The sequence below is a fragment of the Sphingomonas sp. BL-S-28 genome, assembly GCF_055521515.1.
In genome coordinates this window covers 2,156,786-2,169,875 of the sequence record NZ_CM145484.1, presented here as the reverse complement: position 1 = coordinate 2,169,875, position 13,090 = coordinate 2,156,786, and the positions used below count along the sequence as shown (strand labels likewise).

The window sequence follows — 13,090 nt, the reverse complement described above, 5'->3', positions numbered from 1 at the left end:
CTCCGACCTCAAGCGGCCGAAAGGGCCTCGGCAATCAGTTTGCGCGTTTCGGGCACGCCGTAAAGGGCGATGAAGCTGCCCATGCGCGGGCCCTGCGGCGAACCCAGCAGGGTTTCATAGAGCGCCTTGAACCAGTCGCGCAGCGTCTCGAAGCCATAGGCCTCATTCTTGCCGATTTCGTAGACGGCATTCTGCAGTTCTTCGGCAGAAGCGCCGGCTCCGGCCTTTTCCAGCTGCGCATCCAGCACCTTGAGCGCTTCGGCCTCATTGGCAGTCGGCGCGCGGCGCTTCAGGGTCGGCGCGATGAAGTCGCGGTTGGTGGCGAGCGCGGCGCGAACCATCTCGCCCAGTTCCGGGTGCGCTTCGGGGCGGGCATCCTCGATATAATTGCCGAGGTAGGACCAGACCTGCTCCGCCGTCGCATCCGCGCCCAGCACGCCTACGAGGTTGAGCAGCAGCGAGAACGTAACCGGCACGGTATCACCGGCGCCCTCACCTTCACCGCTGGTGCGCAGCAGGTGCCAGACGGGGTTGCCAAGCTGCTTGTCCAGAGCCTGGTCGGCCAGATTGCCGCGGAACTGCCAGTACTCGTCAACCGCCTTGGGGATCACGCCGACGTGAAGCTGCTTGGCGCTCTTCGGCTCGCGGAACAGGTAGAAGCCCAGCGATTCCTCGGTGCCGTAAGTCAGCCACTGCTCGATGGTGAGGCCGTTGCCCTTGGACTTCGAGATCTTCTCGCCGTTCTCATCAAGGAACAGCTCATAGATCAGGCCTTCCGGCTTCCGGCCGCCCAGCACCTGCACGATCTTGCCCGACTGGGTGACGGAATCGGTAAGGTCCTTGCCGCACATTTCGTAGTCGACGCCCAGCGCATACCAGCGCATCGCCCAGTCGACCTTCCACTGCAGCTTGGCCTTGCCGCCGAACACAGACTGTTCGACGACCGAGCCGTCCTCATCGGTGAAGCGGACCATGCCGGTGGCCGGGTCGATCACTTCGACCGGAACCTGCAACACCACGCCGCTGGTGGGCGAGACCGGCAGGATCGGCGAATAGGTTTTGCGGCGCTCCTCGCGCAGCGTCGGCAGCATGATGTCCAGAATGCCCTGGTTACATTCCAGCACGCGGGTCAGCGCGGCATCGAAAGCGCCCGAGTTGTAACGGTCGCTGGCCGAGACGAATTCGTAGTCGAAGCCGAAACGGTCGAGGAAGTCGCGCAGCATCGCGTTGTTGTGATGCGCGAAGCTTTCGTGCGTGCCGAAAGGATCGGGAATGCGGCTGAGCGGCTTGCCGAGATTGGCAGCCAGCACATCAGCATTGGGAATGTTGTCCGGCACCTTGCGCAGGCCGTCCATGTCGTCCGAAAAGGCGACAAGGCGCGTCGGCGCGCCGCCGGTCAGCGCTTCGTAGGCGCGGCGGACCAGCGTGGTGCGCAGCACTTCCTGGAACGTTCCGATATGCGGCAGGCCCGAGGGACCGTAACCCGTCTCGAACAACACCGGCTCGGGTTTTCCGTCCGGGCCAGCTTTTCCATTCGGGAAACGCTTGAGCAGCTTCTGGGCCTCCTGGAAGGGCCAGGCCTTGGACACGCGTGCGGCTTCGATCAGGGCTTGTTCAGTCATGCGCGCGCTATGACGCGAAATTGCCGCATTTCGCAAGCGCGAAGCTATGCGGGGAACCACTGGAACGGGAACCCGTTCTGAATCCCTGGGTCGAAAAAGGACATATTACGCCGTGAAGTACGTCGATACCCTGCAAAGGCAGCTTGAAAGCATGGCCGATGGCTTTGTGCAGGCCCTGCCCAGCCTCGTGATCGCGCTGATGGTGCTGGTCGCCACCTGGGCCGTCGCCCGCTTTGCCGTGCGCATCGCCGATAAACTGACCGGGCGCACCAGCATCCGCAACGATCTGAAGCAATTGTTCGATACGCTGGTCCGGCTGTTGGTCTGGATCTTCGGATCGCTGATCGCACTGACGGTGGCGGTGCCCAGCTTCACCCCCGCCGGCGCCTTTGCCGGCCTCGGCGTCGGCGCCCTGGCCATCGGCTTCGCGTTCCAGGACATTTTCGAGAACTTCCTGGCCGGCGTGCTGATCATGCTGCGCGACAAGATGAACATCGGCGATTCGATCGATTGCAACAAGATCCAGGGCAAAGTGGAGCGCATCACCCTGCGCGAAACGCATATCCGCCAGTTCACCGGCGAACTGACCGTCGTGCCCAACTCCATGCTGTTCAAGAATCCGGTTCGCATCCTGAATGACGAACCGATACGGCGCGACGAACTCGTCGTCGGCATTTCCTACGACGCCGATCTGGACCGCGCGGAAACCCTGCTTCGCGACGCCGTAAGGAGCGTGGAGGGCGTGGATTCCAGCAAGACGGTGCTGGTGGTGGCACAGTCCTTCAATTCCAGTTCGATCGATTTCCTGATCCAGTGGTGGGCCGATTCCAGCCCGCGCGACATGCGCCTTACCAAAAGCGATGCGATCAAGGCGATCAAGGCGGCGCTTGACGGTGAAGGGATCGAGATTCCCTACCCCTACGTCACCAACACCTTCAAGGAAGCACTGCCGATCGATCGCGCGCCTTTGCAAAGCAAGCGCGCCGCGTAATCCGCGCGTTCCCGGAACGGAAAACAAGATCGGCCCGCCCTCCGGATGGAGAGCGGGCCGATGCTTTACCGGGATCAGCGGATCACTGTGCCGCCGTTTCCTGCCACTGCCAGTCATAGGCCAGCGGCGCCTCACGAAAGGCGAAGCGGTCAATATGGCGGGCGACCACGTCGGTCAGCTGCTCGACCTCGGCGCGATCCTCGCCGGTGATGGCGATGGCAATGCCCTCGTCATCGGGTGCCATCGTCGCCACCGCCTTGGGGAAAGTCACCGTGCCGGTGCTCCCTTCCACGACGGTTTCCAGCTTGTGGCTCCAATGCTTGCAAAGCTGTAGCACATACTTTGCGCCGTTCGGCGTTGCGACATCAGCCGCGATCGTGTGGCTCAACCTTCGATCCTTTCGATCTTGCGGGTGGCTTCGTCCAGCGCATCGGCGATCTGCAGGATCACCTCGCGATTGCTGCCATCCTTGGAAAGGCGATCATGCATCGCGGTTCTCAGCGCATGGATCGCGCGGCGGACGGGAGCGGGATCGACCTTGTCACGCGCCTCGGCCAGCAACGAAAGGCGGGCCTTCAGTTCCACGGCCTTCTCGGCATCGGTTGCCGCCTGCGTGCGGCCTTCCTCGGTCGCCTGATAGGACTTGCGCGCGCCGCCCTCGGCCTGTGCCGCGATCAGGCCCGCTTCTTCCATATAAGTGAGCGCGGGGTAGACCACACCCGGGCTGGGCGCATAGTCGCCGCCCGAAAGCGTCTCGATCTCGCGGATCAGTTCATAGCCGTGGCGCGGAGCCTCGACGATCAGCGCCAGCAGCAGGATCTGCAGCTCGGCCTGATCGAACAGACGCTTGCGACGTCCGCCGCCCATGCGGCCGCCACCGGGGCCGAAGCCACCGAAACCGCCGCCGAAGCCCTCACCCCGGCCGCCGCGACCACGCCCACGGCCTCCGGGGAAACCCTCGCCGAAATCGTCGCCATCACGGCCGAACGGACCGCGCTCCATACCGAAGCCGCCGCGACCGCGCATGCCGCGCGGACCGAAACGATCACGGCCGAAGCCTTCGCCCTCAAAACCTTCGCGGTTTCCGCCGCGGTCGCACCCGTGGCCATGGTCGCGGCCATGACGGCGCTTATGGTGGAAGTTCATCATTTTCATCTCTCTGTGTGTCTTCATGATGGCTACAAGATATATCTTAAAACGAACTTCACAAGAGATAAAAATATATCTTGATGCATTTTTCGATGAAGCGACTGGATTCTGACGAAACCTGCCGCCGCACGGTTCCCCTCGCTGCCCACCGCGCCTAAGACGGGACGATGGTCGCCCTCCCCCTTCCTGCGCTGCACGCCAGCCATGCCGGTTCCTGGCTTCGGGATGCCTCCGGCGCGACTCGCCCGGTGTCGAAAGGAGAATCCGTCACGGCGGCTGCCGATACGCCGCTGCTGATCCTGAATGCGCCGCTGGTGGCGACGCGCCTTGGCTATCCCGACTTGTCCGGGCTCGATCTGCTGGAACTCTTCGCCTTCATCCATCCGGCGCGCTTCGTGGTGCCGACGCCCAAGGGCCTTGCCCATGCCCTCGGCCTTGAAGAGCCGAGCGGCGACGCCGATGTGCCGCGCCTGCTGCAGGAAGCGGCCGGCGCGCTGCTGGAAACTTGCGAAAGCCCCAACTGGGCCGAACGCGAAGGCGCATGGACCGGGCTGCAATCGTTGGTCCGCATGCGCTGGCCATGGTCCACGCTGCTCAGCGGCCGCATCGCCAAGCCGCAGCAGGCCGAACGCTGGCTGTTCACGCGGCTTCCCGAATGGGAGGAAAGCCCGGAAGCCCCTCAGCCCCGCCAAGTCACGCTCCAGCCCGCCGAAGTGCTGCAACGCCTTGCGCAGCTGACCGGAAGCAATGCCGAACAGCGCCAGAGCCAGCGCGCCTATGCGGTGGAGGCGTCCGAAGCCTTCGCCCCGCGTGAGGCGCGCGGACGCCCGCATGTGGTGCTGGCGCAGGCCGGCACCGGCATCGGCAAGACGCTGGGCTATCTGGCCCCCGCCTCGCTCTGGGCGGAGCAATCGGGCGGAACCGTATGGGTTTCGACTTATACCAAGGCGCTACAACGCCAGCTCCGCAAGGAAAGCCGCCGCGCCTGGCCGGAGTACCGCCCGGATGGCAGCCAGCCCGTGGTGGTGCGCAAGGGGCGCGAGAATTACCTCTGCCTGCTGAACCTTGAAGACGCACTGCAAGGCGGCTTCGCCGGGCGCGCCGCGATCATGGCGCAATTGGTCGCGCGCTGGGCCGCCTACTCGCAGGACGGCGACATGATCGGCGGCGACTTGCCAGGCTGGCTGGGCACGCTGTTCCGCCAGCGCGGCATCACCGCCCTCACCGACCGGCGCGGCGAATGCGTCTATGCCGGCTGCCCGCATTTCCGGAAGTGCTTCATAGAACGCGCCACACGGGCCAGCGTCGGCGCCGATCTGGTGATCGGCAACCATGCGCTGGTCATGATCAATGCCGCGCGCGGACGCGATCAGGCATCGCGCCCTACCCGCGTGGTATTCGACGAAGGCCATCACGTCTTCGATGCCGCCGATTCGACTTTCGCCGCCGCGCTTACCGGGGCCGAGGCGATCGAACTGCGCCGCTGGGTGATCGGTCCGGAAAAGAACGCGCGCGGCCGCCGCCGCGGCCTCTCCGCGCGGCTTGCCGATGTCGCCAGCTATGACGAGGCGGGCGCCAAGGCGATCACCGCCGCCGTGGCCGCCGCCGAAGCCCTGCCCGGCGACAGTTGGATGCAACGCATCGTCGATGGCGCCCCGTCCGGCCCGCTGGAGGAGCTGTTCGCCGCCGTACGCGCCACCGTCTACGCCCGCGACGAAAGCGGCGGCCAGGAAGCCGGCTATGGCCTTGAAACCGAAGCGGCCGGCCTCGACGGCACTTTCGTGGAAGCCTCCGAGGCTGCGCGAGAATCGCTGGCGGAACTGCGCCAGCCCCTCATGCGCCTTAGCCTCAGGCTGGAAGCGCTACTGGAAGACGGTCCGGACTGGCTGGACGGCCCCGGCCGCGCCCGCATCGAGGGCGCACGCCATTCGCTGAGCTGGCGAATCGACCTGCTGGCGGCATGGGAAGCGCTGCTTGCCCGCCTCGCCGGTCCGGCCGATCCCGAATACGTCGACTGGCTGGCCCTCGAACGATCCGAAGCGCGCGAATACGACACCGGCATCCATCGCCATTGGCTGGATCCGATGAAGCCCTTCGCCAGCGTGGTACTGGAACCCGCGCATGGTGTCGTGATGACTTCGGCCACCTTGCGCGACGGCGACACCTGGGATCAGGCGATCAAGCGCTCCGGCACGCCCTATATCGACGTCGCGCCCAAGCTTTCCGAGCATCTGAGCCCCTTCGACTATGCCGCGCAGGCCGAAGTGCTGATCGTCAACGATGTGCCGCGGGGCGATATTCCCGCGCTCGCCGGCGCTTACGGCCGACTGATCGAGGCCTCGGGCGGCGGGGTGCTGGGCCTGTTCACCGCGATCCGCCGCCTGCGCGCGGTCCATGGCCGCATCGCCGATCGCTTGGCGCGCGGGGGCCTGCCGCTTTATGCGCAGCACGTCGATCCGATCGACACCGGCACGCTGGTCGACATCTTCCGCGACGATCCCAAGGCCTCACTACTCGGCACCGACGCCTTGCGGGACGGTGTGGACGTGCCCGGCCATTCGCTGCGTCTTGTCGTCATGGAGCAAGTGCCATGGCCGCGACCGACAATTCTGCACCGCGCGCGGCGCGTTGCCGGCGGTGGCTCCGCCTATGACGACAGCCTGATCCGCGCCAAACTGGCGCAGGCCTTCGGCCGGTTGATCCGCAGCCGCGACGACCACGGGCATTTCGTCGTATTGTCCTCCGCCTTCCCTTCCCGCCTGCTCAGCGCGTTCCCGCAAGGGACCCCGGTGCGTCGCATTTCGCTGGAGGAGGCCTTGCATCGCGTGGCGGCAAGTGTTTCAGGGGAAACCGTGAAGGACGGCGATCCCGTCCGCCCCCCAATGTGAGCGCATCATCCGCATGAAGACTCTCGGCATTTTCAGGCACGCCAAGTCCGACTGGAACGATGCGCGCCTGCGCGACTTCGACCGCCCGCTGAACAAGCGCGGGCGCAAGGGCGCGGCGCTGATGGGCTTGCATATCCGCGATCACAAAGTGAAGTGGAACCGCATCCTGGCCTCCCCCGCGGTGCGCGCGGCGCAGACCATCGAACTGGCGGAAGAAGCAGCCGGCGAATCGCCCCCGATCACCTGGGATCGCCGCCTCTATCTCGCCAGTTCCGCGACGCTGATCGACGTGCTGCGCGAACAGAAGGGCGATCCGCGTACGATCATGCTGGTAGGCCACAATCCGGGGCTGGAAGATGTGATCTTCGACCTCGTGCCCGATGACGGATCGAGCCCGATGCGCGACGTGGTGGAGGAGAAATTCCCCACCGCCGCCTTCGCGGTGATCGAACTGAACATCGAATCGTGGAGCGAGCTTACGGACGGCTGCGGACGGCTCGTTCACCTCACCCGCCCGCGCGATCTGGACCCCGAACTGGGCCCGCAAATCGAAACGTGAAACAAGGTCGGACAGGCCGGAGCAGCTTCCGATCCGACTGCGTCGGCTTGATTAGAAAACGCTCCAGACTGCGACCATCAAGCGGCCTGAAGTGCCTCTGCCAGATGCGCGCGGATGGCGCGCAAACGATCGATCATCTCGCTGCCGAAAGCCGCCGCCGGCGCGGATTGCACGGGCGAAGCGGGTTCGGTCGGTTCCACCGCCGGCATCGCGGGCGTATCGGCTTGCGCCTCGATCGCCTGACGCGCGCCGCGCAGCGTATAGCCCTCGCGGTGAACGAGACGGTCGATTTCCGCAATCAGCGCAATGTCTTCGGGACGGTAATAACGCCGGCCACCAGCGCGTTTGATCGGCTGAAGCGCGGGAAACTGCTCTTCCCAATAGCGCAGAACATGCTGCCGGACGCCAAGCGCCTTGGTGACTTCGCCGATGGTGCGGAGCGCCTGCGCGTCCTTTCCATCGTCGAAATGGGCGATTGAACGGGTTTTCCCCGTGCTGCCGGACATCAAACTGGCTCCTTTGGGCGTTGCCGCCCCGCGGGAGCGGCCTGAATCACAATTCCGCGATGCGATCCTTGAGCATCTGGCTGGCGCGGAATGTCATGACCCGGCGCGGGGTAATGGGCACTTCCACCCCCGTCTTCGGGTTGCGTCCCACACGCTCGCCCTTGTCTCGCAACAGGAAAGTACCGAAGCCGGAGATCTTCACGTTCTCCCCCTCGGTAAGTGCTTCCGACATATGCTGAAGAATGGCTTCAACCATCCCGAGCGACTCGGACCGAGAAAGGCCCAGCCGCCGGTGAATGGCTTCGGCGATCTCCGCTCTCGTCAGTGTTTCTGTGGAGCGCATCAAAACCGCATCCCCTTCGAGCCCTAACCCCCATGACGATAATATGAAAAAATGAGGGAAAAGCAATGCTCGAGGCAGTAAACGCCGCGATAGTGTAAAGCGCCGCGCAAATTTACATGCGGACCAGGCTGGCGCCCCATGTAAAGCCGCCGCCCATGGCTTCCAGCACGACCAGATCGCCCTGCTTGATTCGCCCGTCACGCACGGCCTGATCAAGGGCTAGCGGGACCGAAGCCGCGGAAGTATTCGCATGCTGGCCAACGGTCTTCACAACCTTTTCAGCCGGCATGTTCAGCTTCTTCGCAGTAGCATCCAGGATCCGGGCATTGGCCTGATGCGGCACCAGCCAGTCGATATCCTGCGAAGAATGGCCGGTTTCAGCGAGCACTTCTTCAAGCACTTCAGCCAGATTCACCACGGCGTGGCGGAATACTTCGCGGCCCTTCATGCGCAGCTTGCCCACGGTGCCGGTGGTCGAAGGACCGCCATCGACGTAGAGCAACTGGTTATGCGCGCCGTCGGCATGGAGCCGGGTGGCGAGAACGCCACGCTCTTCAGTGCCGTCCTGCTCCTGCGCTTCCAGCACGATGGCGCCGGCGCCATCGCCGAACAGCACGCAGGTCGTGCGGTCTTCCCAGTCGAGAATGCGGCTGAAGGTTTCGGATCCGATCACCAGCGCGCGCTGGGCCATGCCCGAACGCAGCATCGAATCGGCTACACCCACGGCGTAGAGAAAGCCCGAGCAGACTGCCGCAACGTCGAAAGCGATACCGCCACGGCAACCTAGATTGGCCTGAACCAAAGTCGCGGTGGCCGGAAACGTCTGGTCCGGCGTCGCAGTCGCCAGCACGATCAGGTCGATCGCGGAGGCATCCATGCCGGCCGCTTCGATCGCCTTGCGGGCGGCATCGGTGGCCAGGCTGGAGGTAGTTTCGTCGTCAGCGGCGATGTGGCGGTTGGAAATACCGGTACGCTCGACGATCCACTCGTCGCTCGTATCGACCTTTTCCGCGAGTTCGGCGTTGCTGACCGCGCGGCGCGGCAGGGCAGAACCCGTGCCGACGATGACCGAACGGCGCATCAGGCGCTCTCTTCCTGGACGCGCGGCTTGCGCAAGGAGGCACCGCCCATGCGGGCAAGGTCAGCGGAGATCCGCTCGGTCACGTTTTCCTCCAGGAGCCGCGCGGTAACCGCCACGGCATTCGCGACGCCGGCAGCATTCGCGCTGCCATGGCTTTTCACGACGATACCGTTCAGACCCAGGAAAACCGCGCCATTATGATTATTGGGATCGAGATGGTGCTTCAGCAGCTCTGTCGCCGGCTTCGAGATCAGGAACCCGATCTTCGATCGCAACGAACTGGAAAAGCCGCGCCGCAGCAGGTCCGCCACGAAACGCGCCGTGCCTTCCACTGCCTTCAACGCCACATTGCCCGAGAAACCGTCGGTAACGACGACATCCATGTCGCCGCTTCCCAGCTTGTCGGCCTCCGTAAATCCGTCGAAGGACATCGACAGATCGCCAGCAGCCGCCTTGAGCATCGAGGCCGCATCGCGCAGCATGTCCGTGCCCTTGGTCTCTTCGGAACCGATATTCAGCAGACGCACGCGCGGCTGCTCGCGCCCCGTGGCGACGCGTGCATAGGCAGCGCCCATGATCGCGAACTGCACAAGGTTGCGTGCATCGCACTCGGCATTGGCGCCAAGATCGAGCATCACGATGTCATTGTCGCCCAGCGTAGGCAGCAACGCAGCCAATGCAGGCCGATCGATGCCGGGCATCGTGCGCAGCGCCAGCTTGGAAATCGCCATCAACGCGCCGGTATTGCCGGCACTGACGGCGGCTCCGGCGTCACCCGCCTTCACCGCCTCGATAGCGCGTCCCATCGAGGTGCCCTTGGCCCGGCGCAAGGCCTGGCTGGGCTTATCCTCGCCACTGATAACGCCCTCCGTATGGAGGATCTCGGAGCTGGCCCTGAGGTTGGGATGATTTTCCAGCGCGGTTTTGATCCGCGCTTCATCCCCCACCAACAGGAACTTGAAACGTTCATGACGACGGCGCGCGAGCGCAGCGCCTTCAATCATGACGCGCACGCCCTCGTCGCCGCCCATCGCATCGATCGCGATACGCGGCAGACTCATGGCACTCTCCGAGACTCGTTCGTGGTCTTAGACTTCGACCGCGACGATCTCACGACCGTTGTAGTGGCCGCAAGCGTTGCAGAGGTTGTGCGGACGCTTCAGCTCGCCACAGTTCGGGCATTCGTGGAAAGCCTCGACCTTCAGCGCGTCATGGCTGCGGCGCATGCCACGGCGGGAAGGGGTGGTCTTTCTCTTAGGGACAGCCATTTCGGCACCTGTTCCTGGAATAAATGAATGTCAAAAACGCCGCCGAGACCGTCATTACCCGGACCGGCGGCTTGCGAAGGCGCGCCTATAACCGATTTCTGACGAGTTGCAACCCGTTCCTCCCCGTCGCATGAACGCGGAACATTCAAGTTCCCGGGATCGGAGAGAAACCCCGCATGATTCTTCAGACGACATTGTGCCTGGCAGCCGCGGCCGCCGTCATCACCTTCTGGCATATAGTACGTATCGGGCAAGTGCGCACCAAGGCAAAGGTGCTGCACGGCGATGGCGGCGACGTCCTGCTGAGCCGCCGGATGCGCGCGCAGCTCAATTTCGTGGAGAGCACGCCTTTCGTGCTGATCCTGGTCGCCGCGATCGAGATGACCGCCAAGGCCGGTGCCTGGCTTGCCATCGTCGGGTCGATTTTCATGCTGGGGCGCGTGCTGCACGCCTTCGGGATGGATTCGGACCGCCCCCACCCGCTGCGCATGGCAGGGGTCGCCATCACCGTACTGACGCTGCTGGGCCTCTCGGTCGTGGCCGTGCTGATCGCGCTGGGACGATTCTGATTCTCTTATAGGTATGGGAGGCACCGGCGTTTCGGCCGGTGCCGTCCTCCTTCAGGCCGGCAGGCCGCGCTCCAGCGCAGCATCGCCGACAAAAGGATTGCTCCGGCGTTCATCGCCGAAAGTGCTGATCGGGCCATGCCCGGGCACGAAAGTCACATCATCGCCCAGCGGCCAGAGCCCCTGCGTGATCGAGTTCACCAGATCCTCCAGATTGCCGCGCGGGAAATCCCAGCGACCGATGCCGCCGTTGAACAGCACGTCGCCCACCATGGCGAACTTGCTGGGCGCGTGGTGGAAGATCACGTGCCCCGGCGTGTGCCCCGGGCAGTGGACAACATCCAGTTCCAGTTCACCCACCGTAACCTTGTCGCCATTTTCCAACCAGCGATCGGGCTCGAACGTGTGCGCTTCCATGTTCCAGCGCGGGCCATCGTCGTTGAGCTGGGCAATCCAGAAGCGGTCTTCTTCCTGCGGCCCTTCGATCGGCACGCCCATTTCCTTGGCGAAGACGCCGGCCATGCCGCAGTGATCGAGGTGCCCGTGGGTGACGAGAATCTTCTCCAGCGTCACCCCGGTCTTTTCCAGCGCCTGCCGCAGCTTGGGCAGATCCCCGCCCGGATCCACGAAGGCCCCGCGCATCGTCTTGGTGCACCACAGAAGCGTGCAGTTCTGCTGAAGGGGCGTGACGGGAATGATCCCCACGCGCATCGGGCGGTCGTCGGCAGTATCGGTCATGCCTGCGGAAATGGCGGCAAGCCGCCCCGAATGCAACGCCTCTGGATGCGCCCCTAGATCCGGCCGCCCTTCCACACGACGCGCCCGATCACCGCCACTTCGTCCAAACCGCATTCGATCGGGCGATAGGCGGGATTGTCGCTGATGAGCGCGATCCGCTCCGCCCCCAGCACCCCAACCCGCTTGACCAGCACGGCATCGTCCAGCCGCACGACATGAATGCCTTCGCGCAGCGGCTGCCAATTGCTGTCGACGAGGATCTCGTCGCCATGCCGCAGTGTCGGCTCCATCGAATCGCCCGTCACGGTGATTGCCGAAAGCGTATCGGGTCGCAGCCCCATTGATCGCAGCCAACGGCCCGAGAATCGCAGCGTTCCGAAAACTTCCTCCGCTCCGGCGTGCGCGCCCGAGCCGGCGGAGGCACCAACCGCAAGGCGCGGAACGTCCATCCAGCCGCCCTCGCCTCGAATATTCTCGGCGCGGTATTTTTCCTTTACCTTGCCAAGCTCGCTTTCCTCCACGCCAAAGAACCGGGCCAGCGCGCCGCGATCGGCCTCCTCCAGCTTGCGAGGGCTGCCTTTTCGGATGAACTGTTGGAGATAACTCGCATTCTTGCCGATCATGCGGGACAAGGCGGACAGGCTTACTCCCCGCCCATCGGCGAGTTCCAGCAGGCGGGCACGGGCGTCTGGGCTTTCCACAATGTAATCCTACGTGAAGGAAATTTCCTAGACAAGTAGGATTTCAGTTGGAACATTTGGCGAACAAAAGCCCCACCCCGATAGGAGGACACCCGGAAAATGCTCCTGCGCCACATCGAAAATTTCCTGAGAATCACGCACATGCCCTGCACGAAGTTCGGCCGACTCGCTGCCCATGACCCTCGCTTCGTGGGCGACTTGCGCAATGGCCGCGTGCCGCGTGCGGGCACCGAAGCGCGCATAGAAAACTTCATGACCAGCTATCTGGAGGCCCGCCATGCACGCTGATGCTGCCCAGACCACATCGCCGCTCGACACCGCCCGCGCCGCCGCGCGGCAGGCCTTCGGTTCCGAAAGGCGCGCACGGGGCCCCTGGCTGGCGCTACTGTCGGAAGTCCTGACGCTGGCGGGGCACCACGCCGAATTCCGCCATCATGCTGAACGTCCGTGGAGCAGCGCGACCTTTTCGGGATCGCGCCACACCATCGCGCTGGAATTCACCGGGCAAGTGGCGGTGGACAGTGCCGAAGCGCTGATCGCCGCCCTGCCCGATCACGAATTCACGGTGCCCGGCCAATTGGTCGCCGACGCCACGATTGCCTCGGTCGGGCACGAAACCGGGCCGCCGCCGCATATGATCGTGGAAGTGGAACTGCTGCTGCTCGACGAAAGCTAGGT

16 protein-coding genes are annotated in these 13,090 nt (G+C 64.2%); 6 read left to right on the top strand and 10 right to left on the bottom strand.

Translation table 11 applies throughout. The features are described 5' to 3' along the window. Positions 1 to 8 precede the first annotated feature (8 nt). Positions 9 to 1,622, bottom strand: coding sequence for a lysine--tRNA ligase (locus tag ACZ1JC_RS19005; RefSeq protein ID WP_465135397.1), 1,614 nt, complete (start codon positions 1,620 to 1,622; stop codon positions 9 to 11). Between the two features lie 112 nt (positions 1,623 to 1,734). Between ACZ1JC_RS19005 and ACZ1JC_RS19000 the strand changes: the two genes are divergently transcribed. After that, positions 1,735 to 2,613: a mechanosensitive ion channel family protein gene (locus tag ACZ1JC_RS19000; protein WP_465135398.1), complete on the top strand. Its 879-nt coding sequence runs from the start codon at positions 1,735 to 1,737 to the stop codon at positions 2,611 to 2,613. Positions 2,614 to 2,695: 82 nt separating this feature from the next. Here the strand turns inward: ACZ1JC_RS19000 and ACZ1JC_RS18995 are convergent, their stop codons facing one another. Together ACZ1JC_RS18995 and ACZ1JC_RS18990 are read right to left on the bottom strand one after the other, a co-directional pair. Beyond that, the gene (locus tag ACZ1JC_RS18995) at positions 2,696 to 3,001 is read right to left on the bottom strand and encodes a DUF2218 domain-containing protein (RefSeq protein ID WP_465135399.1); all 306 of its coding nucleotides are present in this window, start codon (positions 2,999 to 3,001) and stop codon (positions 2,696 to 2,698) included. Continuing rightward, on the bottom strand, positions 2,998 to 3,762 hold the full coding sequence (locus ACZ1JC_RS18990; protein ID WP_465135400.1) for a PadR family transcriptional regulator: 765 nt from the start codon (positions 3,760 to 3,762) through the stop codon (positions 2,998 to 3,000). The genes ACZ1JC_RS18995 and ACZ1JC_RS18990 overlap by 4 nt, the downstream gene beginning before the upstream one ends. 167 nt (positions 3,763 to 3,929) lie before the next feature. Here ACZ1JC_RS18990 and ACZ1JC_RS18985 point away from each other — a divergent pair, with 167 nt between their 5' ends. Together ACZ1JC_RS18985 and ACZ1JC_RS18980 are read left to right on the top strand one after the other, a co-directional pair. Beyond that, positions 3,930 to 6,650, top strand: coding sequence for an ATP-dependent DNA helicase (locus tag ACZ1JC_RS18985; RefSeq protein WP_465135401.1), 2,721 nt, complete (start codon positions 3,930 to 3,932; stop codon positions 6,648 to 6,650). A gap of 13 nt (positions 6,651 to 6,663) precedes the next feature. Next, positions 6,664 to 7,209, top strand: coding sequence for a SixA phosphatase family protein (locus ACZ1JC_RS18980; protein WP_465135402.1), 546 nt, complete (start codon positions 6,664 to 6,666; stop codon positions 7,207 to 7,209). A gap of 77 nt (positions 7,210 to 7,286) precedes the next feature. Here ACZ1JC_RS18980 and ACZ1JC_RS18975 read toward each other — a convergent pair whose 3' ends face one another. The 5 genes from ACZ1JC_RS18975 to rpmF all read right to left on the bottom strand — a co-directional run bounded on the left by ACZ1JC_RS18975 (position 7,287) and on the right by rpmF (position 10,407). Then, a complete protein-coding gene (locus ACZ1JC_RS18975) occupies positions 7,287 to 7,715 on the bottom strand; it encodes a MerR family transcriptional regulator (protein WP_465135403.1) in 429 nt (142 codons plus the stop codon). A gap of 46 nt (positions 7,716 to 7,761) precedes the next feature. Further along, positions 7,762 to 8,058: an integration host factor subunit alpha gene (locus ACZ1JC_RS18970; RefSeq protein WP_395333562.1), complete on the bottom strand. Its 297-nt coding sequence runs from the start codon at positions 8,056 to 8,058 to the stop codon at positions 7,762 to 7,764. 112 nt (positions 8,059 to 8,170) lie between these two features. Beyond that, on the bottom strand, positions 8,171 to 9,139 hold the full coding sequence (locus ACZ1JC_RS18965; RefSeq protein WP_465135404.1) for a beta-ketoacyl-ACP synthase III: 969 nt from the start codon (positions 9,137 to 9,139) through the stop codon (positions 8,171 to 8,173). Continuing rightward, positions 9,139 to 10,200, bottom strand: a complete 1,062-nt coding sequence (gene plsX, locus ACZ1JC_RS18960; protein ID WP_395333566.1) for a phosphate acyltransferase PlsX — start codon at positions 10,198 to 10,200, stop codon at positions 9,139 to 9,141. Before plsX ends, ACZ1JC_RS18965 begins: the two co-directional genes overlap by 1 nt. 27 nt (positions 10,201 to 10,227) lie before the next feature. Then, positions 10,228 to 10,407: a 50S ribosomal protein L32 gene (rpmF, locus tag ACZ1JC_RS18955; RefSeq protein ID WP_031342399.1), complete on the bottom strand. Its 180-nt coding sequence runs from the start codon at positions 10,405 to 10,407 to the stop codon at positions 10,228 to 10,230. 176 nt (positions 10,408 to 10,583) lie between these two features. On the opposite strand from rpmF, the gene ACZ1JC_RS18950 reads away from it, so the two are divergent. Further along, complete coding sequence (locus ACZ1JC_RS18950) at positions 10,584 to 10,976, top strand: MAPEG family protein (RefSeq protein WP_465135405.1); 393 nt, start codon at positions 10,584 to 10,586, stop codon at positions 10,974 to 10,976. A 51-nt stretch (positions 10,977 to 11,027) separates the two neighbouring features. Here ACZ1JC_RS18950 and ACZ1JC_RS18945 read toward each other — a convergent pair whose 3' ends face one another. After that, positions 11,028 to 11,711 (bottom strand): MBL fold metallo-hydrolase, encoded by a 684-nt coding sequence (locus ACZ1JC_RS18945; RefSeq protein ID WP_465135406.1) that lies wholly within the window; start codon positions 11,709 to 11,711, stop codon positions 11,028 to 11,030. 53 nt (positions 11,712 to 11,764) lie between these two features. Beyond that, positions 11,765 to 12,412: a S24 family peptidase gene (locus tag ACZ1JC_RS18940; protein WP_465135407.1), complete on the bottom strand. Its 648-nt coding sequence runs from the start codon at positions 12,410 to 12,412 to the stop codon at positions 11,765 to 11,767. A 99-nt stretch (positions 12,413 to 12,511) separates the two neighbouring features. On the opposite strand from ACZ1JC_RS18940, the gene ACZ1JC_RS18935 reads away from it, so the two are divergent. Both ACZ1JC_RS18935 and ACZ1JC_RS18930 read left to right on the top strand, forming a co-directional pair. After that, entirely contained in the window at positions 12,512 to 12,700 is a 189-nt protein-coding gene (locus ACZ1JC_RS18935) for a hypothetical protein (RefSeq protein WP_465135408.1), read from the top strand. Next, positions 12,690 to 13,088: a hypothetical protein gene (locus ACZ1JC_RS18930; RefSeq protein ID WP_465135409.1), complete on the top strand. Its 399-nt coding sequence runs from the start codon at positions 12,690 to 12,692 to the stop codon at positions 13,086 to 13,088. The genes ACZ1JC_RS18935 and ACZ1JC_RS18930 overlap by 11 nt, the downstream gene beginning before the upstream one ends. The last annotated feature ends 2 nt before the right edge of the window (positions 13,089 to 13,090 follow it).

What these genes read in the sequence shown, in the direction of transcription:
- ACZ1JC_RS19005 (WP_465135397.1), bottom strand. Translation starts at nt 1,622, where the DNA reads ATGACTGAACAAGCCCTGATCGAAGCCGCACGCGTGTCCAAGGCCTGG.
- ACZ1JC_RS18990 (WP_465135400.1), bottom strand. Translation starts at nt 3,762, where the DNA reads ATGATGAACTTCCACCATAAGCGCCGTCATGGCCGCGACCATGGCCAC.
- ACZ1JC_RS18985 (WP_465135401.1), top strand. Translation starts at nt 3,930, where the DNA reads ATGGTCGCCCTCCCCCTTCCTGCGCTGCACGCCAGCCATGCCGGTTCC.
- ACZ1JC_RS18980 (WP_465135402.1), top strand. Translation starts at nt 6,664, where the DNA reads ATGAAGACTCTCGGCATTTTCAGGCACGCCAAGTCCGACTGGAACGAT.
- ACZ1JC_RS18975 (WP_465135403.1), bottom strand. Translation starts at nt 7,715, where the DNA reads ATGTCCGGCAGCACGGGGAAAACCCGTTCAATCGCCCATTTCGACGAT.
- ACZ1JC_RS18970 (WP_395333562.1), bottom strand. Translation starts at nt 8,058, where the DNA reads ATGCGCTCCACAGAAACACTGACGAGAGCGGAGATCGCCGAAGCCATT.
- ACZ1JC_RS18965 (WP_465135404.1), bottom strand. Translation starts at nt 9,139, where the DNA reads ATGCGCCGTTCGGTCATCGTCGGCACGGGTTCTGCCCTGCCGCGCCGC.
- plsX (WP_395333566.1), bottom strand. Translation starts at nt 10,200, where the DNA reads ATGAGTCTGCCGCGTATCGCGATCGATGCGATGGGCGGCGACGAGGGC.
- rpmF (WP_031342399.1), bottom strand. Translation starts at nt 10,407, where the DNA reads ATGGCTGTCCCTAAGAGAAAGACCACCCCTTCCCGCCGTGGCATGCGC.
- ACZ1JC_RS18950 (WP_465135405.1), top strand. Translation starts at nt 10,584, where the DNA reads ATGATTCTTCAGACGACATTGTGCCTGGCAGCCGCGGCCGCCGTCATC.
- ACZ1JC_RS18945 (WP_465135406.1), bottom strand. Translation starts at nt 11,711, where the DNA reads ATGACCGATACTGCCGACGACCGCCCGATGCGCGTGGGGATCATTCCC.
- ACZ1JC_RS18935 (WP_465135408.1), top strand. Translation starts at nt 12,512, where the DNA reads ATGCTCCTGCGCCACATCGAAAATTTCCTGAGAATCACGCACATGCCC.
- ACZ1JC_RS18930 (WP_465135409.1), top strand. Translation starts at nt 12,690, where the DNA reads ATGCACGCTGATGCTGCCCAGACCACATCGCCGCTCGACACCGCCCGC.